General features: G+C 32.5%; 25 protein-coding genes. 10 read left to right on the top strand and 15 right to left on the bottom strand.

The genetic code is table 11. The features are described 5' to 3' along the window. The first annotated feature begins 29 nt into the window (after positions 1–29). Positions 30–1,106 (top strand): WD40/YVTN/BNR-like repeat-containing protein, encoded by a 1,077-nt coding sequence (locus tag FUA24_RS02215; protein ID WP_148539875.1) that lies wholly within the window; start codon positions 30–32, stop codon positions 1,104–1,106. A 35-nt stretch (positions 1,107–1,141) separates the two neighbouring features. Here FUA24_RS02215 and FUA24_RS02210 read toward each other — a convergent pair whose 3' ends face one another. The 7 genes from FUA24_RS02210 to FUA24_RS02180 form a co-directional block, all read right to left on the bottom strand. Beyond that, entirely contained in the window at positions 1,142–1,606 is a 465-nt protein-coding gene (locus FUA24_RS02210; RefSeq protein ID WP_148539874.1) for a Spy/CpxP family protein refolding chaperone, read from the bottom strand. A 16-nt stretch (positions 1,607–1,622) separates the two neighbouring features. Then, the gene (locus tag FUA24_RS02205) at positions 1,623–2,102 is read right to left on the bottom strand and encodes a hypothetical protein (RefSeq protein WP_148539873.1); all 480 of its coding nucleotides are present in this window, start codon (positions 2,100–2,102) and stop codon (positions 1,623–1,625) included. Between the two features lie 33 nt (positions 2,103–2,135). Continuing rightward, positions 2,136–2,678 carry an RNA polymerase sigma factor gene (locus tag FUA24_RS02200; RefSeq protein WP_148539872.1) on the bottom strand — a complete coding sequence of 181 codons (543 nt, stop codon included), beginning with the start codon at positions 2,676–2,678 and terminating at the stop codon, positions 2,136–2,138. Positions 2,679–2,970: 292 nt separating this feature from the next. Beyond that, positions 2,971–4,830, bottom strand: coding sequence for an ABC transporter ATP-binding protein (locus FUA24_RS02195; protein ID WP_148539871.1), 1,860 nt, complete (start codon positions 4,828–4,830; stop codon positions 2,971–2,973). After that, positions 4,830–6,560 carry a phospho-sugar mutase gene (locus FUA24_RS02190; protein WP_187388134.1) on the bottom strand — a complete coding sequence of 577 codons (1,731 nt, stop codon included), beginning with the start codon at positions 6,558–6,560 and terminating at the stop codon, positions 4,830–4,832. Before FUA24_RS02190 ends, FUA24_RS02195 begins: the two co-directional genes overlap by 1 nt. Before the next feature lie 101 nt (positions 6,561–6,661). Beyond that, positions 6,662–7,609, bottom strand: coding sequence for a glycosyltransferase family 2 protein (locus FUA24_RS02185; protein ID WP_148539870.1), 948 nt, complete (start codon positions 7,607–7,609; stop codon positions 6,662–6,664). A 41-nt stretch (positions 7,610–7,650) separates the two neighbouring features. Beyond that, positions 7,651–8,184, bottom strand: coding sequence for a DUF4199 domain-containing protein (locus FUA24_RS02180; RefSeq protein ID WP_148539869.1), 534 nt, complete (start codon positions 8,182–8,184; stop codon positions 7,651–7,653). Between the two features lie 157 nt (positions 8,185–8,341). Between FUA24_RS02180 and FUA24_RS02175 the strand changes: the two genes are divergently transcribed. The 3 genes from FUA24_RS02175 to FUA24_RS02165 all read left to right on the top strand — a co-directional run bounded on the left by FUA24_RS02175 (position 8,342) and on the right by FUA24_RS02165 (position 10,355). Then, positions 8,342–8,593 carry a type B 50S ribosomal protein L31 gene (locus tag FUA24_RS02175; protein ID WP_148539868.1) on the top strand — a complete coding sequence of 84 codons (252 nt, stop codon included), beginning with the start codon at positions 8,342–8,344 and terminating at the stop codon, positions 8,591–8,593. Positions 8,594–8,742: 149 nt separating this feature from the next. After that, positions 8,743–9,918 carry a GlmU family protein gene (locus FUA24_RS02170; RefSeq protein ID WP_148539867.1) on the top strand — a complete coding sequence of 392 codons (1,176 nt, stop codon included), beginning with the start codon at positions 8,743–8,745 and terminating at the stop codon, positions 9,916–9,918. A 95-nt stretch (positions 9,919–10,013) separates the two neighbouring features. Beyond that, positions 10,014–10,355 carry a hypothetical protein gene (locus FUA24_RS02165; protein WP_148539866.1) on the top strand — a complete coding sequence of 114 codons (342 nt, stop codon included), beginning with the start codon at positions 10,014–10,016 and terminating at the stop codon, positions 10,353–10,355. Positions 10,356–10,578: 223 nt separating this feature from the next. Here the strand turns inward: FUA24_RS02165 and FUA24_RS02160 are convergent, their stop codons facing one another. Genes FUA24_RS02160 through FUA24_RS02145 form a run of 4 tightly spaced genes read right to left on the bottom strand, consistent with a single transcriptional unit; the run spans position 10,579 to position 15,592 of the window. After that, positions 10,579–11,118 carry a GNAT family N-acetyltransferase gene (locus tag FUA24_RS02160; protein ID WP_148539865.1) on the bottom strand — a complete coding sequence of 180 codons (540 nt, stop codon included), beginning with the start codon at positions 11,116–11,118 and terminating at the stop codon, positions 10,579–10,581. Further along, the gene (locus FUA24_RS02155; protein WP_148539864.1) at positions 11,115–12,737 is read right to left on the bottom strand and encodes an ABC transporter substrate-binding protein; all 1,623 of its coding nucleotides are present in this window, start codon (positions 12,735–12,737) and stop codon (positions 11,115–11,117) included. Before FUA24_RS02155 ends, FUA24_RS02160 begins: the two co-directional genes overlap by 4 nt. 16 nt (positions 12,738–12,753) lie before the next feature. Continuing rightward, positions 12,754–14,538, bottom strand: coding sequence for a hypothetical protein (locus FUA24_RS02150; RefSeq protein ID WP_148539863.1), 1,785 nt, complete (start codon positions 14,536–14,538; stop codon positions 12,754–12,756). A gap of 10 nt (positions 14,539–14,548) precedes the next feature. Further along, positions 14,549–15,592 carry an ABC transporter ATP-binding protein gene (locus FUA24_RS02145; protein ID WP_449441415.1) on the bottom strand — a complete coding sequence of 348 codons (1,044 nt, stop codon included), beginning with the start codon at positions 15,590–15,592 and terminating at the stop codon, positions 14,549–14,551. A gap of 235 nt (positions 15,593–15,827) precedes the next feature. Here FUA24_RS02145 and mtaB point away from each other — a divergent pair, with 235 nt between their 5' ends. Next, positions 15,828–17,150 (top strand): tRNA (N(6)-L-threonylcarbamoyladenosine(37)-C(2))-methylthiotransferase MtaB, encoded by a 1,323-nt coding sequence (mtaB, locus tag FUA24_RS02140; RefSeq protein ID WP_148539861.1) that lies wholly within the window; start codon positions 15,828–15,830, stop codon positions 17,148–17,150. Positions 17,151–17,247: 97 nt separating this feature from the next. Beyond that, a complete protein-coding gene (locus FUA24_RS02135; RefSeq protein WP_148539860.1) occupies positions 17,248–17,637 on the top strand; it encodes a hypothetical protein in 390 nt (129 codons plus the stop codon). Between the two features lie 51 nt (positions 17,638–17,688). Here FUA24_RS02135 and FUA24_RS02130 read toward each other — a convergent pair whose 3' ends face one another. Continuing rightward, entirely contained in the window at positions 17,689–17,985 is a 297-nt protein-coding gene (locus FUA24_RS02130) for an N-acetyltransferase (RefSeq protein WP_148539859.1), read from the bottom strand. 121 nt (positions 17,986–18,106) lie between these two features. Between FUA24_RS02130 and FUA24_RS02125 the strand changes: the two genes are divergently transcribed. Together FUA24_RS02125 and FUA24_RS02120 are read left to right on the top strand one after the other, a co-directional pair. Next, the gene (locus FUA24_RS02125; protein WP_148539858.1) at positions 18,107–18,769 is read left to right on the top strand and encodes an alpha/beta hydrolase; all 663 of its coding nucleotides are present in this window, start codon (positions 18,107–18,109) and stop codon (positions 18,767–18,769) included. 40 nt (positions 18,770–18,809) lie between these two features. Further along, complete coding sequence (locus FUA24_RS02120; protein WP_148539857.1) at positions 18,810–19,733, top strand: lytic transglycosylase domain-containing protein; 924 nt, start codon at positions 18,810–18,812, stop codon at positions 19,731–19,733. Positions 19,734–19,827: 94 nt separating this feature from the next. Here FUA24_RS02120 and FUA24_RS02115 read toward each other — a convergent pair whose 3' ends face one another. Then, positions 19,828–20,406: a DUF2892 domain-containing protein gene (locus tag FUA24_RS02115; RefSeq protein WP_148539856.1), complete on the bottom strand. Its 579-nt coding sequence runs from the start codon at positions 20,404–20,406 to the stop codon at positions 19,828–19,830. Between the two features lie 210 nt (positions 20,407–20,616). On the opposite strand from FUA24_RS02115, the gene rpmH reads away from it, so the two are divergent. Both rpmH and carB read left to right on the top strand, forming a co-directional pair. After that, the gene (rpmH, locus tag FUA24_RS02110; protein ID WP_027878648.1) at positions 20,617–20,778 is read left to right on the top strand and encodes a 50S ribosomal protein L34; all 162 of its coding nucleotides are present in this window, start codon (positions 20,617–20,619) and stop codon (positions 20,776–20,778) included. 111 nt (positions 20,779–20,889) lie between these two features. Then, a complete protein-coding gene (carB, locus tag FUA24_RS02105; RefSeq protein ID WP_148539855.1) occupies positions 20,890–23,742 on the top strand; it encodes a carbamoyl-phosphate synthase large subunit in 2,853 nt (950 codons plus the stop codon). A gap of 38 nt (positions 23,743–23,780) precedes the next feature. Here carB and FUA24_RS02100 read toward each other — a convergent pair whose 3' ends face one another. Together FUA24_RS02100 and FUA24_RS02095 are read right to left on the bottom strand one after the other, a co-directional pair. Next, positions 23,781–24,326, bottom strand: a complete 546-nt coding sequence (locus FUA24_RS02100) for a YceI family protein (protein ID WP_148539854.1) — start codon at positions 24,324–24,326, stop codon at positions 23,781–23,783. 1 nt (position 24,327) lies between these two features. After that, positions 24,328–24,687 carry a hypothetical protein gene (locus tag FUA24_RS02095; RefSeq protein WP_246146926.1) on the bottom strand — a complete coding sequence of 120 codons (360 nt, stop codon included), beginning with the start codon at positions 24,685–24,687 and terminating at the stop codon, positions 24,328–24,330. Positions 24,688–24,694 lie beyond the last annotated feature (7 nt).

The raw sequence follows: 24,694 nt of genomic DNA, 5'->3' as shown, positions 1-24,694 counted from the left end.
TTTTTTATTTTTATAAAAAACTTAGTTTCATGAAAAAACTCGCATTAGTATTCGTAATGGTTATGTTGCTATTTGCCTTTAAAGGCTCCAAAAACACCTATAATGGAGATGTTTCTAAAGTTGAAATAAAACATCTTTTAGAAGACTCTTTGTTAAATGTTAGAGCACTAGAGCTTATTAAAGAAGCAGGTTTTTTTGCTTTTTTAACTTCTTCAGGGAATATGGGTGTTGGCCCTATAAAAATTGAAGAACAAGAAGATTATAAAGTGTATTATCCAGCGAAACTAAGTTCTGATACTTTGAAACTAAATTTTAGAGCTTTAGCTGCAAGAAAAAAACATGGTTTTGGTATAACCATAGGCAACCCTGCGTATGTAATAAAACTGGATAAAGATGTTAAAGATAGTTCCATAGCTTACAAAGAAGTACATGAAAAGGTGTTTTATGATTCTATGGAATTCTGGAATGATGATGAGGGGATCGCCATTGGAGATCCTACAGAAGATTGTATGAGCATAATAATTACTAGAGATGGAGGTAAAACATGGACAAAATTATCTTGTGATGATTTGCCAAAAGCTAAAGAAGGTGAAGCTGCTTTTGCTGCGAGTGACACTAATATTGCTATTGTTGGCAATCATACTTGGGTAGCTACGGGAGGAAAAACTAGTCGAATATTGTATTCTCCTAATAAAGGCAAAACTTGGGAGGTGTTTGAAACTCCAATAATACAAGGGAAAGAAACAACAGGAATGTATTCCCTTGATTTTTATGATGAACTAAATGGATTTGCTATAGGAGGTGATTATACACAACCGGATGATAACGCCGCCAATAAAATAAGAACTAATGATGGAGGGAAAACTTGGCATTTAGTGGGTGAAAATCAAAGTCCGGGATATAGGAGTTGCGTAAAATATATGCCTAATAGTAGTGGAAAAGAATTGGTTGCGGTTGGTTTTAAAGGAATAGATTATAGTAATGATTCAGGTGAAACTTGGAAACATTTAAGTGATGAAGGGTTTTATACCATTAGATTTTTAAATGATTCTATTGCTTATGCTGCGGGTGCGGGTAGAGTGTCTAAACTAACCTTTAAGAAATAACGAATAAAAAAAGAGAAGCTTTAGCTTCTCTTTTTTTAATTTCCGGAGCCTGGGCCGCCATGGCGTTCTCCTCTAAATCTTTTATAACGCTCCAACATTTTTCTCTTAAAGTCTTCTTCTGCGACTTTGAGTTTAATGATTTTTTTTGCTGGGAGTATGGTCTGTATCTTTTGAGCAAACTCTAATCTTTGCTTATGAATTTTCGTTTCGAGCACATTCATTTTTTGTAGTAACTCATTAGCCTTTTCTTCTGTTAAAGTTTCCATATTGCTTTTAATCTCTCTTCTAAGATTTCTAAATTCTTGAAACTTTAACTGGTTGCTTTTTTTATCAAATTCATTATAAACAGGCCAGAATTCTTGGGCTTCTTTTTCTGTTAAATCAAGCTGCTCTGTTAAAAATGAAATTTTTAATGTTTGAATTTTTTCGTGATGATGTGGTTGTGCATAAACACCCAAAGACATCAAGAATAGTATTGGTGTAAGTATATGTTTTTTCATTTTTTTTACTTTAGGTTTAGTACAAATCTTCAACACTTAAGTTGTCGATTATGTAATCTTCAACAGTTTCTTCTTCAATAGTGTATTCAATAAAGTTATCCTCAGTTAAATCTTCTTCTTCTAATAAAGAGGCTATATCATAAGAGCTAATCTCTTCGTCTAAAATATAATTTTCAACAGTTTTATAATCTAGTTCTTCTTTAGTATTTGAAATATTTAAGGTAAACAACAATACAATAGCGGCTGCTATACTGGATACGTAAACAAGATTCTTTTTACTAAAAAGTTTAATAACCTTAGGTTCGGTCTTCCTAGTTTTCGAAATAATTTCTTGTTCTAGGTTTTCAAAATAATTATCAGGTACTTCAAAGCCAGAGTTTGATGCAGTGCTCTTTAATTTTATCTGATTCATTACACTGTCTTCAAGGGAATCAAAATAATCCTTAGGAGCTTTAAAGCCACTTTCTTTTATAGTATGTAATTTATCTTTTTTCATCTTACTACTAAGACTAATGTTTTGTTTAAAGGTTTAATCTTTAGTTAAATAGCTTTCAATTTTTTTAACAGCAATGTGGTAGGAGGCTTTTAAGGCACCCTCACTGGTTTCTAAGATTTCCGCAATTTCCTTGTATTTTAAATCTTGAAAATACTTCATATTAAAAACCAATTGTTGTTTCTCTGGTAATGTAGCAATAGCTTTCTGTAATTGTAATTGAATGGCATCGCCTTCAAAATAGGTGTCCGATGTCAAATTATTTATAGCTAACTGCTGCGCTTCTTCACTAGTTATTTGTAAACGTTTGGCATTCTTATTAATTAATGTAATAGACTCATTTGTTGCAATTCGATACATCCATGAATACAATTTACTATCGCCTTTAAAATTATCAATGCCTTTAAATATCTTAATAAAGGTATTTTGCAGGGCATCATCGGCGTCATCATGAGACTTCACTATATTACGAATATGCCAATATAAACGCTCCTTATAAAGCGTTATAAGCTCTCTAAACCCTTCTTCTTTTAGGGTTTTAGACTTTAGTTTTCTTAATAGTTCGTCGTCGTTTGTCACAAACAATATTTGGTCTTTTGACTAAATAAATATACTAAAGTTTAATCCTAAATAAATTTAATTTTGAGGTTAAAAATTAAAATGTTGATTATCTGATGTTTGTGAAATAATCATCGATGAAATGCAATTAAATTCGATAAAAAACATTTTTTTCTTGTGGTATACGTTCTTTTGTTTTAAGTTTGTTACAGAAACTTACTTATGTTGTTAGAAGCCCCAATTCTATCAATGAACAAAAAAAGGATAGATTCCCCCAAAGATCTATCCTTTTTGTTTTTTAAAAGGTTTAGTTTTATTCTAAACTTTGCATTTTCACGAGCTTTTTATAGGCTCCATCTTTAGCAATTAGCTCGTTGTGTTTACCTTGTTCTACAATTTCACCCTTTTTCAGTACAACAATTTCGTCCGCGTTTTGAATTGTAGATAGTCTATGTGCAATAACTATAGATGTTCTATTTTTCATTAGGTTTTCTAATGCTATTTGAACAACGCGCTCACTTTCTGTATCTAACGCTGAGGTGGCCTCATCTAAAATCATGATTGGTGGACTTTTTAAAACTGCTCTAGCAATGCTTAGGCGTTGTTTTTGTCCACCAGAAAGTTTATTCCCAGAGTCGCCAATGTTTGTGTTTATACCTTCTGGTAGTTCTTCTACAAATTCCCAAGCATTGGCTATCTTCAGGGCTTCAATAACATCTTGGTCTGTGGCGGTTTCGTTACCAAGTAATAAGTTTTCTTTTATACTGGCATTAAACAGTATGGCATCTTGAGTAACAATGCCTAATTGTTTTCTGAGGGCGCTCTTTTTTAAATTTTTAACGTTTATGCCATCAATTAAAATTTCCCCTTTATTTACATCGTAAAAACGTGTTATTAGGTTTGCAATAGTAGATTTTCCGCTACCAGATTGTCCAACTAAGGCTACCGTTTTTCCTTTAGGAATGTTTAACGTGAAGTCTTTAAGAACATATTCATCTTCGTATTTAAAGGAGATATTTTTGAATTCAATATTCGTTGCGAAATCCAGATTCTCTATTGCGTTTTCTTTGTCTTTTAACGGATTTTCCGTTTCCAATACTTCCTGAATTCTTTCGGCTGCAGCTCCGCCTTTTTTAACATTAACTAGACCTCTTGAGAAGGCTTTGGCAGGTGTTAGTATGTTATAGGCTAAACCAATGTAGGCCATAAATTGACTACCGTCAAGAAAGGAACTATCTGTGCCATTAAATATCAGATTACCACCATACCATAAAATAACAGAGACCATACATATTCCCAGAAATTCACTGGTTGGTGAAGCTAAATTTTGACGAATTAGCAGTTTGTTGTAAAAGTTATAGTAGCGTTGTGTAGAGTCTTTGAATTTTTCATCAAATTGATCTTCTGCATTGAAGCCTTTAATAATTCTAAGACCACTTAATGTTTCCTCTAGGGTTGATAAAAATAGACCTTGTTCTTTCTGAACTCTATCTGATTTTCGTTTAAGACTTTTTCCAATTTTAGAAATTAAAAAGGCAAACAGCGGAATAAAAATAAAGATGAATAATGTTAGTTTAGTACTAATGTATAGCATAGCCACTAAAGTAAAAATAATAGTTAGTGGCTCTCTAATAGCTAATTCTAAAATGGGGAGCATGGAGTTTTGTAAATCATTAATATCTCCTGTTGCTCTAGCTATAATGTCTCCTTTTCTTTTTTCTGAAAAATAAGACAAAGGTAGTTCAAGTATTTTTTTATAAACTGTGTTGCGCAAATCTCTAATAACCCCATTTCTAACAAAGACCATAAAGTATTTTGCCAAATAGCTAGATACATTTTTAAGGAAAAATGTAAGTACTAAAAGAATTATAACAAATAATAGGGTTTTAGATTTATCACCACCACTAAAACTATACATCTGGTAGGTAAAGAATTCTTTGCCATATTGTTCAATTTCAAAAATCCCGTTATAAACGGGTTTTGCCGGTATGGTTGTTATAACTTCTTTTGTACAAGGGTCTACGTTTTTTTCGAAAATAACGTTTAGCATTGGTATTAGCACCACAAAAGAAAGGGTGCTAAATAATGCAAAAAACACATTAGAAATAATGTGTCCTATTGCATATCGTTTATAAGGTACCGCATACCTTAATATTTTTAGAAATTCATTCATTAAATAAGATTCATGTCTTGCAATATCGTATCAAGCTTAGTATCCAATTCTTGTTCCGTAGTTTTAAATGCTGCCAAATTGTCTAATTTAGTGTTAGCACTTACATAGAATTTTATCTTTGGTTCTGTACCACTTGGTCTTAATGCTACTTGCGTACCATCTTCAGTGTAGTATATTAAAACGTTAGATTTTGGTATATCTATAGGGCTTTCTTCTCCAGTAGCCATATCTTTAGAAATAGAAGATTGGTAATCTTCAACTTTTACCACTTTAGAGCCACAAACTTCAGTTAGAGGATTTTCTCTAGCGTCTACCATCATTTGTTTAATTTCTTCAGCACCTTCAATTCCTTTTTTGGTTAAAGACACTAACTTTTCTTTATAGAAACCATGTTCAACATAAAGTTTTATTAGGTCTTCGAATAAAGAACTGCCATTTGCTTTTGCATGTGCAGCAATTTCAATAGCTAAAAGGGTAGAGGTAACAGCGTCTTTATCTCTAACAAAATCACCAACCATAAAGCCAAAACTTTCTTCGCCGCCACCAATAAAATCTAATTCTGGGAAATCTTTAATTAACTTTGCAATCCATTTAAATCCTGTTAAAACAATTTTGTTTTCAACATTATAAGAATTTGCAATTGTAGTAAGCATAGGAGTAGAAACAATAGTCGTTGCTATAAACTCTTTACCTTTAATTTTATCTTCTTGTTTCCATAGTTTTAAAAGAAAATCGGTCATCATAACCATAGTTTGATTTCCATTTAAAAGTACCAATTCACCATCTAAGTTCCTTACAGCTACACCAAGTCTGTCACAATCTGGATCTGTACCAATTACGATATCCGCATTAACTTCATCAGCTAGTTCTAAAGCCATTTTTAAGGCAGCAGGTTCTTCTGGATTAGGCGAAGCTACTGTTGGGAAATCACCATTAGGAACTTCTTGTTCTTTAACGATATGAACATTTTTATACCCCGCTCGTTTTAGTGTTTCGGGTACTGCTGTAATAGAAGTACCATGTAAAGATGTAAACACTATGGTTAAGTCATCTTTTGCTTCCTGTGTTAAGCCTAAACTACCATTTTTAACAGAAGCATCAACAAAAACATTGTCAATATCAGTACTTATATAATTGATTAAGTTATCATTGGCTTCAAACTTAATATCGGCATAGTTCAATGCATTTATTTCACTGATTACAGCTCCATCTTGTGGAGGAACTAATTGTCCGCCATCTTGCCAGTACACTTTGTATCCGTTGTATTCTGGTGGATTATGAGAAGCCGTAAGTACAATTCCGCAATGACAATTAAGATGTCTAACAGCAAAGGATAGTTCTGGAGTTGGTCTTAAGTCTTCAAACAAGTACACTTCGATACCGTTGGCTGAAAATACGTCTGCAACTACTTTGGCTAATGTTTTACTGTTATGTCTACAGTCATAAGCTATAACTGTTTTTATGTTTTCTCCAGGAAAGGCTTCTTTTAGGTAATTGCTTAAACCTTGCGTGCTTTTTCCTAAAGTATATTTATTTATTCTATTGGTTCCAACGCCCATTACACCACGCATACCACCAGTACCAAACTCTAAATCTTTATAAAAACTCTCTTGAATGTCTTTTGGATTATTAGCAATACTATCCTTAATAAATTGCTGTGTTTCTTCATCAAAAGTTGGAGTTAACCAAGTATTTATTCTGTCTAAAATTTGTGGTTCAATATGAATCATAGTGTAGATAAAAATGTTACTATGCAAAAATAGTTAAATGATTAAAAAATGTAATTAAAAAAATACGCTTTTCATGTATTGGCAACGAAAACGAAATAGTATTAAAAATTTAATTCGTCTTTAATTAAGTAACGTTCTTTATTGCGTTTTGTACGTAAAATGATTTCTCCTAAAAAACCAGCTACAAAGAATTGCGTACCAATAATCATTGTAGAAAGTGCAATATAAAATTGAGGACGTTCGGTTATCAGCCTTCCCGTTGTGTTCAGGTAAAGTTTATCTATACCTAGATAGATGGAAAACCCAAAACCAATCATAAACATAATAACTCCTAGTGCTCCAAATAAATGCATGGGTTGTCTTCCAAACCTTGAAATAAACCAAATAGTAATTAAATCTAGAAAACCATGTATAAAGCGATTCATACCAAATTTGGTTTCACCATATTTTCTGGCTTGATGTTGCACAACTTTTTCTCCTATTTTGGTGAAACCAGCATTCTTTGACAATACTGGAATATAACGATGCATTTCACCATGAACGTCAACATTCTTAACCACTAAGTTTTTATAGGCTTTTAAGCCGCAATTAAAATCATGAAGCTTAACTCCAGAAGTTCTTCTGGCAGCCCAATTAAATAGCTTTGAAGGTAGGTTTTTGGCGATTATAGAATCATAGCGCTTTTTTTTCCAACCAGAAACTAGATCATAACCGTCATTAACAATCATATTGTATAATTCAGGAATTTCATCTGGACTATCTTGTAAATCGGCATCCATTGTAATAACAACATCGCCTTGCGCTTTTTTAAATCCGGCATGAAGTGCTTGAGATTTGCCAAAGTTCTTTAAAAATCGAATGCCTTTTACGGTATCGTTTTGGGTATTTAAATCAGAGATTACTTGCCATGAATTATCTGTACTGCCATCATCAATAAAAATGATTTCATAAGAAAAATGATTGGATTGCATAACTTTTGCAATCCAATCATGTAATTCTTTTAAAGAGTCTTGCTCGTTTAGTAGTGGTATAACTACAGATATATTCATTTAATAGTTTTAAACTTTAGGAAAGTTCAAAAATAATGAATTTATTCTGCGTCTGGATTATTTTTTTTCATTACTGCTGCCACTATAAGTCCAACAATTGTAGTTGGTAGAATATAGTTAACAACTAAGGAAATTAAGGAGTTTTTTAAGGAAAATAGATTTTGAGATTCCATGCCTTCTACTATTTCGGCAATTTTATCGGGAGCCAAATTCATTCTTTCATAAACCTTAACCATTTTTTCAATAGACTTTTCTTGTAAAACCGCTGCTGCTTCTGCATCAACAAAGTTGAAAATTATAAAAGAAACTAATGTCACTACAGCAAATGCTATTAAAATGGTTATAAAGTAGCTTGTAAATGCTTGTTTGAAACTAATAAAACCGCCAAGAAGCTTTTTTGCTTTAACAATTGAAATTATAGCGAATACAATGGCTATAATGTAATATGAAATTCCAAACATAGTGTTAAGGAAAAGTTCAACATTAAAAGCATAAGCAATAACGGTTAATAGAGTTAAAGCCAGAGCTGCATAGAGTCCATAATTTGTTGCGACAGATTTAAAAGATTTTTCCATAATATTTGTGTTAAATGTTAGTTGAAAAGGTTAGTATTCAAAATTATTAAAATGTTACACCAAAATTTGAAATAAAAATTATAAAAAATAATTGTGAAATTGTAAAAAATGCTTAAATTTGCACCTCGAAAAATTAAAGACTTTAAAGATTAAAGCGATGAAAAAAGGTATACACCCAGAAAATTATAGATTAGTGGCATTTAAAGATATGTCTAATGATGATGTGTTCTTAACAAAGTCTACTGCAGTAACTAATGAAACTCTTGAGGTTGATGGTGTTGAGTATCCGCTTGTAAAAATGGAGATTTCAAGAACATCGCACCCATACTACACTGGTAAATCTAAATTAGTAGATACAGCAGGACGTATTGATAAATTCAAAACTAAATACGCTAAGTTTAAAAAATAAACTTAACTATATAATAATATTTGTAAGCCTTTCTGAATAAGAAAGGCTTTTTTGTTTTATACTTTTAAGCTACATTTGATGTTGAACTACAGTTGCACGTTGGGAGTGGTAAACTTCTAAGGTGTAACCTCTAACTTCTAACTTTAAAAATGAACTATATTCTTTTTGACGGCCCTTCAAGAAACAATCTTTTACCCTTTACATATACACGCCCTGTAGCAGATATTAGAGTTGGTATTTTAACCATTAGAGAAAAATGGGAGAAATATTTAAATACCACCACAACTACGGTTACCGAAGATTATTTATCTGAGAAGTACCCTATGGTAGAGAAGGACTCTAATGTTATGATTAACGGTTCGTATCTTCCAAATTTTGAATTGGTAGAGATGGTAAAGAATTTACAGGAAAATCAAGCAATTTTTAAAGGAGAAGATGTTATTGCTTTCTTTACTAAAGATACTCAAGAAGATATAGATTTTGATACTTATGAGGCTTTAGAATTCCATGAGGATTGTTTAAAACTTGAAAATACTTGGGATATTTTTGCAAAGAATGGAGAAGCCATTCAAGAGGATTTTAATTTAATTACTAAGGATAGAACATCGCAACCTATACCAGAAACAACGGTTGCTTTTCATTCTGAAAATATTTTCATCGAAGAAGGTGCTGTATTACCATTGTGTTCTTTAAATGCTACTAATGGGCCAATTTACATTGGTAAAGATGCCGAAATTATGGAAGGTAGTATGATAAGAGGCCCTTTTGCCCTATGCGATAATGCTGTTGTTAAAATGGCTGGTAAAATTTATGGTCCAACAACTATAGGGCCTTTCTCAAAGGTTGGCGGAGAGATTAGTAACTCTGTTATTTTTGGATATTCTAACAAAGGTCATGATGGCTTTTTAGGTAACTCTGTGCTTGGGGAATGGTGCAATTTAGGTGCCGATACAAATACCTCCAACTTAAAGAATAACTATGCTCAAGTACGTTTATGGGATTATCAAACAGAAGGTTTTGCCAAAACAGGGTTGCAGTTTTGCGGCCTAATGATGGGAGATCATAGTAAGGCAGGTATTAATACAATGTTTAACACGGGTACTGTTGTAGGTGTAAGTTCAAATATTTTTGGTAGTGGATTCCCTAGAAATTTTGTGCCTAGTTTTAGTTGGGGCGGAAATAGTGGTTTTACAACCTATTTAACGAAGAAGGCTTTTGAAGTCGCTAAAGTAGTTATGGCTAGAAGGAAGGTTGACTTTACCGAAGAAGATCAGAAAATACTAGAATTCGTATTTGAAGAAACGAAAAAATATAGGAGAGAATAGGATTTGATGAATATTGCTTTGGTGAGATTTTTTCATGTTTTCTAATATTCCTGCGGTTCTAGTATTGTTCAATCCATAAAACAAAAATTAAATATATGTTAGGGTTAATTTTAATCTATTTTATAGGTAAACGCTTTTATGATTTAGCGGATGAGCATAATGAAAATAAATGGCTCTATGCAATTTTGGGTGTAGTTATTTATTATGCAGCTGGTTTTGTGGTTGGAATATTGATTGGAGTTTTAGATTTATTCGTTTTTTATTGGGGAATAGATTGGGATAATACATTTAAGGTTAATTTATTAATAGGACTTCCTTCAGGACTAATTAGTGTTTATGGCTTTTATATACTTCTTGAAAAGAAATGGAAAAAGAAAGTGATGGTTAATACAGCCGAAATTGATGATATCGGTAGGTCTCCAGAAGAAAATATTTAACGTGAGTTCGATTTAAATTTCAACTAACAAATCGCGGCAATAATACTTAAAATAGTTCTTTGTCATATCGACAGAGCGAAGCATGAGCGACGAGATATCTTATTCGAGTGAGATTCCTCCTCGTTCCTCGTTCGGAATGACAATTTCAATTTGATTGTTACGTGTAAAGTTTGGATTATCAGTTCTTAATATGTTTATTTCACATTATTTAGCTACTGGTGTTTTACCATTCCGTTCTGTTTATTCTAAAAATATTTACCTTATTCTTATTATAAACTGTGGTTTTATCTATATGCATGCCGTTTTTTAAGGCCACATTTTCCGAAGGTTTATTGGTAAGACTGATAATCGATATTAAGGATGTAGTTAGATTATTTTTAAATGCAAAATCTTTACATTTTTTAGCAGCTTCTGTGGCATACCCTTTATGCCAGAACTCAGGAAGTAAGGAATAGCCAATTTCCGTTTCTGCAATGCCATCTACATTTTGAATTAGCAAACCGCAATGTCCAATTAGTCTTCCAGAGGACTTTTCAATTAGGGCGTTCATACCGCCTAAATTGTTTTCATATCTATAAAATTGTTTTTCATACCATTTGGTGCATTCAATATCTGGGGATTCGGATTCAGCTTCCCAATATAAAGAGGTTATTGGGGTTTTGAAGAATTCCAACCATATACTAAAATCAGATTTGGTTACAGGTCGGAAAATCAGGCGCTCTGTTTCTTCTTTTTCTAGAATAAGTTTGTTGAGTGTACTCATTCTTTTAGCTTTTTAACACGTTTTAAATCTATCATGTTAATTGGGTTTATTCCTAATCCTGAAACGTTTTTTCTAGTAAACCTTACTACTTCATCATAATATAAGGGAACCATAATGGCGTTATCCATTGCTAAAGAATCTATAGTAGTGTATAAATGCTTCCGTTCGTTAATATCTGTTATTGTAAAGGCTTTATTGTATAAACTATCAACAGTGTTATTTTTAAAATGAAAATAGTTAGAGCCATTGGGTGCAAAGTTTTTACTGTAAAAAATGGATAAGTAATTTTCTGCATCTAAGTAATCGGCTACCCAAGAGCTTCTAAACATATCTACTTTGCCATTATATCTGGCACTGCGTAAAGCAGCTTCTGGCATAACATCAACATTAATAGTTAGACCTACTTTTTCGAGTTCTCGTTGAATGAATTCACATAAATCCAAATAATTACTTGTGGTAACAAGATCTATTTTAGGAGACTTAATGCCGCTTTCTTTTTTGAATTGTTCAATAAGTTGCTTTGCTTTTTCTGGCTGATAGTTAAAACCATTTGTTTTTTTGTAACCTTCTAGTCCAATAGGTATGAATCCTCCATTAGCGGGATTACCAATACCATTTCTAAGGTACATCATCATTTTTTTTCTATTAAAGCCATAGTTAATAGCTTTTCTAATGAGTTTAGATTGAATTTCTGGTGTTTCGGAATCTAAATAAAACCCTAAGTATTCTGTATTTAAGTAAGGGCCCGTAGTCATATTTGTGGTAGACTTATATTTTTCTCTTAATCTACCATCTGCCGTAAGTAATTCATCTTTGTATGATGCATCTAAACTCTGTAAATAATCAATATTACCTTGTGCAAATTGTAAAAACTCACTTTGCTTATCGGGTAAAAAAGTTAAAGCAACCGCTTCTAAATATGGAAGTTGATTTCCATTTTTATCTTTCTCAAAGTAATTTTCATTTCTTCTAAGCACTAATTTAATGTTTTCCTCCCAGCGTTTAAATTTAAAAGGCCCTGTTCCAATTGGATTTGATCTAAAATCGTTCCCATAATATTCTACGATTTCTTGCGGTACAACCGAACAGTATTTCATGGCTAATAAACTAATAAAAGCAGGGAATGGCTGTTTTAATCTAATCTCAAAAATGGTGTCATTTAGCGCTTTAAAATCATTAACTTTATTTAGAACCCAACTTCCAGGGGCGGCAACTTTTTTGTCTCGTAGGCGATTTAAGCTATACTCAAAATCTTTAGCCAGAACTGTTCTTGTTGAGTCTTGTCCGAATAAGCTATGCTTATGAAAAAGCACATCATTTCTAAGATTGAAGGTATAGCTAAGTGCATCTTCGGAAATCACCCAGCTTTTAGCAATACACGGTTCAATATTTAGTTTATCATCTAACTGAACCAATCCGTTAAACAGCTGGTTATTTATAGAATTGTCCTGTAACGTCCTTGAAAATGCAGGGTCTAAGGTGTTTATGTTAGCGTATTCATTATACCTAAATACCAAATGGTCTTTATTAGAGTTAAGGTCTTTTCCGCAGGAAAAAAACAAAACACAAATGCATAAATAATAAAGAAATCTTTGCCTCAATACTACGGTTATAATCATTATTAACTCATCTCTTTTAAGCTTCCGGTAACGCTTTCCAGTTTTTAATTACTTTGGTGTAAAAGTAGAGAATTATTAAGTTAATAATAAATAATATGGGACTCCAGTAAATACCAAAGACATCCCAAATGGTATCACAGGGTCTAATTTCAGTACTACGACAGTAATCATTTTGGTAAATGGAGATTAACCCCATTACTAATAATATAAATGCCATAAAGCTTACTAAAGAAAGATTTACGCATATGCCAACAATTATCTTTTTAAGCTTCTGTGAGAACAAAATGGGTACAAGAAGTATAACTATTGTAATGATTAATGATAGATATGTAACAAAATATTCTGTGTTTCTATTTGGGTATTTCATTATATGGTCATAAACAGTAGCTGACAGCCCAATAAATATGGACACTACGCCGGCTGTAACTATGGTAAGAATGAAGGTCTTTAATCCTGTTGTTCTAAACATTAAAATCATGGCCGAAATAACAAAGGATAGCCATAAATAGACATGGATGCTATCCGAAAACGGGGTGCTTTCTTTTATGTCTTCAACATTATCAAAGAGGTTATATAATTTATCAGTTTCAATAAAATAATCAGTTAGAAGATTCTCTTTAAAGGTTTCTAGTTCTGTTTTATTAGCATTATTAAAATATGCAAATTCCTCTTTTGGTTCCTCTCTAATTAAAGCTTTTAGTTTAAAGTCTTCAGGATGATAAACAAGACTAAACCATGTATCCGGAGTTAGGTTGTGTTTTACTTTGTAAGTATCACAAATAGCTAAAAGGTCTGTTAAGGTTTGCTTTATTTCTTTAGGGTTATTTCTTTGCAATAAGTCATAGGCTTCTTTATTCCAAAATACTTTTTTATCTAAGATTTCTCGTCCTTCATTATATGTATACGGATTGGTGGAGGAAATACGATAATAATTTCTTGCATTGGAATCTTCATTCAATCTATAGAACCTTGATGAATAGTTGTAATAACTTGGTAGTGCAGAAGTTTCTACAGTGGTAATGTCAAAAACTTTGTCTTTATAGTAGTAAGTTCTTATAGTGTCTTTGGTTCTATAATAAACGTATCCTTTGAATTCAGAATTAAAGGCTTCTTGTTTGCTTGATCCTGTTTTAGTATAAAGTGTATAGTAGTAATATTTCTCATCGAAAAAACTAAGGTGAGGAAGGGAAGAGTCTACCTTTTTTTCTACAATTTCGTAATTATCATCTATATATTCTATTTCATCCAAATTTTTGGGTGCTACATGAGAACAATAAAGCGTATCAAACGGCGCAGGATATTTACGTTCTTCTAGCGTATAATCTTCTAATTTATGAGAAAAGAAAAGGGCAGCTTTATTAGACTTTAAGACTTCATCTATAACTTTTTCATCTTCATATGTAAAGCTGATATAGGTTTTAAGTCCGTAGTTATATGAAATATAAAAACTTGAGGTGCAAAACACTATAAGTATATACATTAACAAATGCCCAAAAAGGTGTTTTCTTTTTAAGGGATATAAGCTTTTAAATGCATTATTTTTAAACAGGTAGGACAGCCAAACAACAATTATAATTATGAATAGGATGATATTCATAAAGATGGTACCGTTTTCAAAATAAATATCTTTTGCACGCATGTCATGCAAGGACTCTGGATTAGTGAAAGTTAGTAACCCAAAAATGAAGAAGATACCATGAAGAATTATACTTACAAGTAATACCCAAACAATTTTTGTATTCCAGATATTTGGAAATTTTTCTATTAAGAATGCATTGGTTTTTGTGATGAATTTTTTCATTTAGGTAGAATTAAGATACAAAGAAACGTCTTGTAGATTTTGAAATGTTTCGGGTATATACAACCTCAATGTTGCTTTTGCCAAGGACTTCTAGAACAGAAGCAAACGTAGTTTCAGAATTGAAGTAAGCAATATAAATACCGCCATTAAATACTAGTTTTTCTAGATTTAGATGTGCAAGAGATGTTTTAAGGGCATCTCTTTCTGAATTAGTTTCAATTTCAATAATTAAGCTGTTAGAGGTTTCATCTGTATTTTCACTATTGTCAGTATACTTACCATTTTTTAAGAAAATTACCTTATCTGAAACCTTTTCTACCTCATATAATTGTTGCGAACTTAAAATTAACGCAATCGGATTATTTAAAGAATTACAAATAGATTTAAGATCTTCTAAGATCACTTGTTGCGCAAGTACATCTAGATTAGCAAGAGGTTCGTCTAGTAATAATATTTCTGGTTGTCTTAGCAGGGTTCTGGCTAGTTCAAATCGCATTTTATAACCAGACGATAACTCGCGCCACTTTAAATGTTTATAGTTCCAAAGTCCTAATCTGGCAATCATCATAAGAACTCTGGTTTCATTTTCTTCAGGCGAAATACCATAGTTAGAAAGCACAAACTTTAAATTATCTTTTAAGCTACCATACCATTTTTTTGTACGTTGCGGTATATAAACTAATCGGGTTCTTAAATCGTATTCATTATTAATTTCAGAATCCAAATTATAGTCTAGTGTGCCTTGATTTAATCTAAGTTCTTTGGCTAATAGCCTTAGCAGTGTTGTTTTTCCATTACCATTTTCTCCAACTAAACCATAGACTTGTCCCTTTTTTATTCCAATAGAAACGGGACCTAACGCAAACCTGTTTTTTCCATAGCTTTTTATTAAGTTTTTACCTACTACAACAGAAGAATCGTTTGCGTATTCATCAATTGGAAATTTAGAAATTTGTTCTAAGATAGATTTACTCCTAGAGATGAGCCCTTTGTTGTCATCTGGATGTTTTTCTTTCCAATCGGTAAGTTCAATAACGGCCTTGTAAATAGTCATGTTTTGAGTATCCATGGCGCAGTCCATTAATTTTCTGTAACCTAGTACGAGATCATTATTTTCAAGAAAATTATGAACGTCTTTTATCCGTTGCTCAGATTTAGTCATTTAAGGAGGGTAAAGGGTTAATACATTGGAATACTTGTAAGTATTACGTAAATTTGCAAGCTTTTAAGTTAGAAAACAAGGAATTTAACTACTTTTCTTACTTAGGCATAAAACTTAAAGATAGTTGATGAATAAAAAAGTAGCATTTTATACCTTAGGCTGTAAGCTTAATTTTTCTGAAACATCTACCATTGCTCGAAGTTTTTCTAATGAAGGTTTTGATAGGGTAGACTTTTCGGAAAAGGCAGATATTTATGTAATAAATACATGTTCTGTTACCGAAAATGCGGATAAACGTTTTAAAACTATTGTAAAACAAGCACAAAAAGCAAATGACAAGGCTTTTATAGCAGCAGTTGGTTGTTATGCGCAATTAAAACCGCAACAGTTAGCCGATGTAAATGGTGTTGATTTAGTACTTGGTGCCACTGAAAAATTCAAAATCACAGATTATTTAAATGATTTAAGTAAAAATGATTTTGGCGAGGTGCATTCTTGTGAGATTGAAGAAGCCGATTTTTATGTAGGGTCATATTCTATAGGCGATAGAACTAGAGCATTCTTGAAAGTTCAGGATGGTTGTGATTATAAGTGTACTTATTGTACCATTCCTTTGGCGCGAGGAATATCTCGTAGTGATACCATGGCTAACGTGCTTAAAAATGCCAGAGAAATTTCTTCAAAAAACATAAAGGAGATTGTACTTACTGGTGTTAATATTGGTGATTATGGTAAGGGAGAGTTTGGTAATAAAAAACACGAGCATACATTTTTAGATTTGGTAACCGAATTGGATAAAGTTGAAGGTATAGAACGTTTACGTATTTCTTCAATTGAGCCCAATCTTTTAAAGAACGAAACCATAGATTTAGTTTCTAAATCTAGAGCTTTTGTGCCTCATTTTCATGTACCACTACAAAGTGGGCATAACGAGATTCTAAAAAAGATGAAGCGCAGGTATATGCGTGAATTGTATGTTGATAGAGTTGCAAAAATAAAAGAAGTGATGCCTCATGCTTGTATTGGGGTAGACGTAATTGTTGGGTTTCCGGGAGAGACCGATGACCATTTTTTAGAGACCTATAACTTTTTAAATGAATTAGATATTTCGTATCTACATGTATTTACCTATTCTGAACGTGATAATACGGAGGCTGCCGAAATGGAAGGCGTTGTACCTAATAATGTTAGAAGTAAGCGAAGTAAGATGTTACGTGGACTATCGGTTAAGAAACGTAGGGCATTTTATGAAAGTCAGTTGGGAACAACCAGAACTGTTTTATTTGAAAGTGAAAACAAAGAAGGGTATGTTCATGGGTTTACTGAAAACTACGTTAAGGTAAAAACACCATGGAATCCGGTTTTAATAAATACACTTCACGAAGTAGAGCTTACAGAGATTGATGATGATGGTTTGGTACGTTTTAATTTTACTAAAGTTCTAGCTTAGATTCTAATAAGCCGATTTTCCAACGCTTTGTCGATTTAATTCTTAGGTGTTATCCCTCTAGCTTACATTTGGCGTCATAATGTTAAGACCCCAAATCATGAAACATTTATTAAAAACTACTATCGTTTTTATTCTTTTAGTTGTAATGTCATCTTGTTCTAAAGATGATGTAAGTACTACACAAACTATTTACGGAACTTGGGAAAATATCTCAATAGATGGAGGAGATACGCATTACTACAAATTAATTTTTGCCAAAAAAGGTGGCGGAGGAGAAGTTAGTAGTGTTGAAGATTCTGAAGGGCGATTGGTTTCTGGCCACACAGACATTTCTTGGAAGGTAGCCAATGAAATTGTTGAGGTTAATACAGGGAGTAAAGTAAGTTCATTTTATTTGAATTCATCTGATCAATTGGTGTCACAACAAACAGGGATTGTTTTAGATAAAGTATCTGAAGATTACCCAGATTGGTACGACGGTATATAAAAAAAGCCGAAGTCTAAACTTCAGCTTTTCTTATGTTCTATGTTTTAAAACTTAAATTCTAACCCCAACAGGTAACATACGTTTGTATTTTCTGTTGCTTCGTACAAATTTTGCAATTTCTGGACTTGTTGGAACTACGCTTAAGTTTCTATCCTGAATCTGTTCAAAAACAGCAGCCATAAATTCTTTATTAAAGTCTTCGCTCTTTATTTCTTCAGGAATTATAAGTTTTGTTAAAAATATTTTACGCTCTTGTAAAGAATATTCAATTTTAGCTAAATGATTATCAACTTTAAATTCAAATTGGCGTAAAAAATCATTATCTATTAATTCAGCAGCATCAGCCATATGTATAAATTTTTAATTTTAGCGGAGAAATAAAATACTTACGAGTATTCTTAGTTTATATTGCGGTGCAAAAGTACTAAAAAAAAACCTTATTATAAAGAAAAAAGCAAGTTAATGCCTTATGACTCAAGACTTAATACATATTTATCTAATGCCAGGTATGGCAGCTAGTCCATTAATTTTTGAACATATAAAACTATCTGAAGAAAAATTTAAGCTTCATTATTTAGAATGGATACAACCTTTAGCAGATGAATCTTTGCCAAATTATGCCCTAAGAATGACACAAAATATTAAACACGAAAATGTTGTTTTATTGGGAGTCTCTTTTGGAGGAGTTCTTGTTCAAGAAATGAGTAAACATATAACTGTCAGGAAGTTAATTGTGGTTTCAAGTGTGAAATCTAAAGATGAGATACCCAAACATATGCAGTTGGCAAAGTCTACAGGGGTATATAAATTGTTGCCAACACATTTGGCCAGTAAAATAGATTTATTAGAAAAATATGCCTTTGGAAAGCATTTTACAAAACGTTTAGAGCTGTATAAGAAGTACTTATCGGTTAATAATGAAAAGTATTTAAATTGGGCTGTAAAAAATATGATAGGTTGGAGTCAAAAAGAGCCTCCGGAGGGGGTAATTCATATTCATGGTGATAATGATAGTGTGTTTCCAATAAAAAACATAAGCTCTTGTAAAATAATAGAAAAGGGTACGCATATTATGATTATCAATAAATACAAGTGGTTTAATGAACATTTAGCCGAAATTATTTTAGAATAATTGGTGTTTTTTGTTACTTTTATTCCAAAACCTAATAACAATGAAGATAGTTGAACGCCTTTTAGCGTGCGTAGGATTGTTAAGTTTGTGTTTTATATTTATTTACGCCCTACAAGATGCACCTACAGATGAAAATTTTGAAAAGAAATTAATAAACGATTATAACGTTTATGCACTTCAGGTTCCTGAAGATTTAGATTTTGCAGGAGAACCGGTTCCTTTAAGTAATCCAGATATTTTAGAACGTATGGATAGAGAGTTGTTGGTAAATACATACTGGCAATCTAATGGCCTTTTAATGTTTAAACGTTCTAGAAAGTACTTTCCTATTATTGAACCAATTTTAGAGAAACATGGTGTGCCAGATGACTTTAAATATTTAGCAGTTATTGAAAGCGGATTAACCAATGCGGTTTCACCAGCAGGGGCAAGAGGTGTTTGGCAAATAATGAAGGCTACAGGTAAGGAGAATGGCTTAGAGGTAAATACTAATGTAGACGAGCGCTATCATTTAGAAAAAGCTACCGAGGTTGCTTGTAAGTATTTAAAAGAAGCTAAGGAAAGTCTTGGGTCTTGGACCTTAGCAGCTGCCGCTTACAATGCAGGAAAAGCTGGTGTTTCAAGAAGACTAAAGGAGCAAAATGTTACTGATTATTACGACTTGCTTTTAGGAGAAGAAACCGGACGATATTTGTTTAGAATAGTAGCCTTAAAGGAAATTTTATCAAATCCCGATAAGTACGGTTTCAACTTTAGAGAAAAAGATTTATACACCTATATCCCGACTTATACGATTGAAGTGGATACTGCGGTAACAGACTTCTCAAAATTTGCACAGAAATTTGGAATAAACTATAAAATATTGAAACTTCATAACCCTTGGTTAAGAGAAAAGCACCTTAATAATAAATCAAGAAAGCTGTATGAAATTGAAATACCTAAAGAAGGGTATTACGATTTATAGCAAGCATTACGAAATTGTTGTTTCAGCATCTTAATATAAAAATAAAAACCCCGAATTTAATTCGGGGTTTTTATTTTGTGTATGTATGGTTTGATTACCTACTTCGTCTTTTTTGAGATCTTAAAGAACCACCAGCACCGAAATGCTGATTAGGTCCAACCGCTTTTTTCATGTTCTGCTTCATCATTTTTATCTGATCTGTTAGCATACCATGTTTATCTAATTTCTGAGCTTCACTTAAAAGCTTTTGAGCCTCTTGTTTTCTACGCTTAGAAAACGCAATACCAGCAAGATTTAATTTAGCCATTGCCAAGTCGTGTTTCATAGATAGTCCTAAGTTAATAGCTTTTCTAAAGTATTTCTCAGAATCATTCATGTTATCTTGCATAGTCATTAGTCCATGTAGGTAGTTGTAATACCCTTGTTGCTTTTTAACTAATGCGCCTTCTGGATTTTTAATTTTATCTAACCATTTTTTTGCCCCAGGAAAATCCTGTTTACGCAATCTTAAAAACGCAAGTAATATAAATTCGTTTTTAAAGTACAGGAAGATAAATACACCAGCTAGTAAAATTAATGCAATACCATTGCCAACGTAGCCTTCAATTATTTGATAAATGGCATAAGCAATAATTCCTGCGGCTATAATAAGTTTTATAATTTTGTTGTACATAGTTTACTTTGAAAGTTTTTACAGGTAAAAAGCCTGTATTTACAGCATTTTTGTTTTGAAATGCAAAGAAACTAAAAATTTCTATAAAAAATATTAATAAAATAAGTTTGTGATATGAAAAACTGTTGTATATTTGCGCTCAGTTTTTGAGCAAGGTTCAAGGGCTAAGAGTTTAAAAAATTACATTTCAGATATTTAAAGATATAAGACATGAGTAAAAGAACGTTTCAACCATCAAAAAGAAAGAGAAGAAACAAACATGGTTTCAGAGAAAGAATGGCTTCTGCTAATGGAAGAAAAGTTCTTGCTAGAAGAAGAGCTAAAGGAAGAAAAAAATTGTCTGTATCATCTGAAACAAGACATAAAAAATAATGATTAACAATTGTTTATAAATTAAAGGTGTTGCTTAAGTGTAACGCCTTTTTTTATGTTTCGTAATCACTACTTTTGCAAATAATTAATTAAACAAGAAACTATTTAAAAATGCCAAAAAATCCTAAGTTAAAATCTATACTGATTATTGGTTCGGGTCCAATCATTATTGGGCAAGCGTGTGAGTTTGATTATTCTGGTTCACAGGCATTAAGATCACTAAGAGAAGACGGGATAGAAACTATTCTAATTAATTCCAATCCAGCAACAATTATGACTGATCCTTCAATGGCAGATCACGTGTATTTGTTGCCATTGAATACAAAGTCTATCATTAAGATTCTTAAAGAACACCCTCAAATTGATGCTGTTTTACCTACAATGGGAGGACAAACTGCATTAAATTTAGCTATTGAAGCAGATGAAAAAGGTATATGGAAAGATTTTAATGTAGAGCTTATCGGTGTTAATATTGATGCTATTAACATTACAGAAGATAGAGAGCAGTTTAGAGAATTAATGGGAAAAATTGGTGTTGGTATGGCTCCTCAGGCTACAGCAACATCTTTCTTAAAAGGAAAAGAAATTGCACAAGAGTTTGGTTTTCCATTATGTATACGTTCTTCATTTACTTTAGGTGGTGCTGGAGCTTCTATTGTATATGATGAAAAAGATTTTGATGAACTTTTAAGAAGAGGATTAGAGATTTCTCCAATTCATGAGGTAATGATAGATAAAGCATTACTAGGTTGGAAAGAATATGAGCTTGAGTTATTAAGAGATTCTAATGGTAACGTTGTAATTATATGTTCTATTGAAAACATGGATCCAATGGGAATCCATACAGGAGATTCAATTACCGTGGCACCGGCTATGACATTAAGCGATACTACGTATCAAAAAATGCGTGATATGGCTATTCATATGATGCGCAGTATTGGTGATTTTGCTGGAGGATGTAATGTGCAGTTTGCTGTTAGTCCAGATGACCAAGAAGAGATTATTGCTATAGAAATTAATCCTCGTGTATCACGTTCATCGGCATTAGCAAGTAAAGCAACAGGTTATCCTATTGCAAAAATTGCTGCTAAATTGGCTATGGGTTATCATTTGGACGAATTAAGCAATCAGATTACTAAGTCTACATCAGCTTTATTTGAGCCTACATTAGATTATGTAATTGTAAAAATACCACGTTGGAATTTTGATAAGTTTGAAGGTTCCGATAGAACTTTAGGACTTCAAATGAAAGCTGTAGGTGAGGTAATGGGTATTGGACGTTCTTTCCAAGAAGCATTACATAAGGCTACACAATCTCTTGAGATTAAGAGAAATGGACTTGGAGCTGATGGTAAAGAAAATACAAACTATGACGAAATCATAGAGAAATTAAGATTTGCATCTTGGGATCGTGTATTTATCATTTATGATGCAATTAAAATGGGAATTCCGTTAAGTAGAATTCACGAAATAACTAAGATTGATATGTGGTTCTTAAGACAATATGAAGAACTATATTTCTTAGAAAAGGAAATTTCTACATTTAAAATAGACTCTATTGAAAAGCCTCTTTTATTAGAAGCTAAGCAAAAAGGGTATGGAGACAGACAGATAGCCCATATGTTAGGCTGTTTAGAAAGTGAAGTTTATAATAAACGTGAAGAGCTAAACATAAACAGGGTTTATAAATTAGTTGATACATGTGCCGCTGAGTTTGAGGCTAAAACACCGTACTACTATTCTACATTTGAAAGTGAAATGGAGCTTGCAGGTGGTGAGCGTTATTCTCATAACGAAAGTGTGGTGTCTGATAAAAAGAAAATCATTGTTTTAGGTTCTGGACCAAATAGAATTGGACAAGGAATTGAGTTTGATTACTGTTGTGTTCACGGTGTATTAGCAGCTGCAGAATGTGGTTATGAAACTATTATGATTAACTGTAACCCAGAAACAGTTTCTACAGATTTTGATACAGCAGATAAGTTATATTTTGAACCAGTGTTCTGGGAACATATCTATGATATTATAAAGCATGAGAAACCAGAGGGTGTTATTGTACAGTTAGGTGGACAAACAGCTTTAAAGCTTGCTGAGAAATTAGATAGATATGGTATTAAAATAATTGGAACAAGCTTTGAATCTTTAGATTTAGCTGAAGATAGAGGAAGTTTCTCTACACTGTTAAAAGAGAATAACATTCCTTATCCAAAATTTGATACTGCGGAGACTGCTGATGAAGCTCTAGAAGTTGCTAAAGAATTAGATTTCCCTATTCTTGTAAGACCATCTTACGTATTAGGAGGACAAGGAATGAAGATTGTTATTAATGAAAAAGAACTTGAAAAGCATGTAGTTAGCCTATTACATAGTATTCCTAATAATAAGTTGTTGTTAGACCACTATTTAGAAGGTGCTATAGAGGCTGAAGCAGATGCTATTTGTGACGGTGAAGATGTTTATATTATTGGAATAATGGAACATATTGAGCCTTGTGGTATTCACTCTGGTGATAGTAACTCTACCTTACCTCCGTTCAACCTAGGTGAGTTTGTTATGCAGCAAATTAAAGATCATACTAAAAAGATTGCTTTAGCACTTAATACGGTTGGTTTAATAAACATTCAGTTTGCTGTTAAAGATGATGTAGTTTACATTATCGAAGCAAACCCAAGAGCATCTAGAACGGTACCATTTATTGCAAAAGCTTATGGAGAGCCTTATGTAAATTATGCGACTAAGCTAATGTTAGGAGAGAAGAAAGTAAAAGACTTTAACTTTAATCCGCAATTAGAAGGGTATGCTATTAAGCAACCAGTATTCTCATTTAATAAATTCCCTAACGTAAATAAAAACCTAGGGCCAGAAATGAAGAGTACAGGAGAAAGTATCTTATTCATAGATAGCTTAAAGGATGATGAATTCTACGACCTTTATTCTAGACGAAAAATGTACTTAAGTAAGTAATTATATTATAAAAAATGCCGCTTTAAGCGGCATTTTTTTTATTTCTTTTTTAAATCAAAATTTAGCTGAACTTCAATATCTTCGGCTACTTTGTTTCTGACTATTTTGGGTATTTTAATATCAAAATAGGAGGCTTTAGTTTTAAAATTTCCAGTTATTTTAATCAAGCCATTTTCCATAGAAATAAGAGTCTCAATGTTCTCCAGCTTATGTGTTTTTCCATGAAAGACTAAATTGCCATCTATATTAAAAACGATACCCTTTGAACTTAGCTTAGAAACTTCAAAGTCCTTTATTTTTCCTTTAAAAGTAGCTTTGGGGTAGGTGTCAGATTCGGCATAGTTTTCGTTAAAATGCTCTTCCATTAAGGCATTTTTAAATCTAAAGCCCTTAACTAAAACTAAAGCAGCAAATTCACCATTTTCCGAATTTAAAATAGCGGTTACCGAATTATTTGTAGCCTTAACCTCTTCAAAAGAAGGTACAGATGCTTCAAACGACACTGTTCCTGTTTTTGTTAAGTATTTAGTTTGGGCAAAAGTGCCTAAACTAATAAAGCCAATAATATAGATAAGATACTTCATTTTAATTTTCTAATAGCCCGTCGTCCTTCCACTGCTGTATATCATCTCTCAAACCTTGTGCCATTAATCCGCTTGGAGGCATTGGGCTAGAAGCGTTGTTAATACGTCCAATGATACCATTAATACGATCTTTAACACTATCATAAGTTGTTAAAGAAAATGGCGCACCGTTTGTAGGTGTAGCTCCGTGGCAACCAATACAGTTGTTACTTATTATGCTTTTAACATCGTCATCATATGTTAGTTTTCCAGTTGGGTCTGGGTCAGGATCAGGATCGCTTACATCATCAGTACTACTGCTAGAACATGCATAGGTTAGTACTAGAACTAAAATTCCTAGGCAATAAATTAAATGTTTCATTTTCATA

It is taken from the genome of Seonamhaeicola marinus (assembly GCF_008085455.1).
The sequence above is the reverse complement of the archived record's forward strand: the minus strand, read 5'-3'. Positions and strand labels throughout refer to the sequence as shown.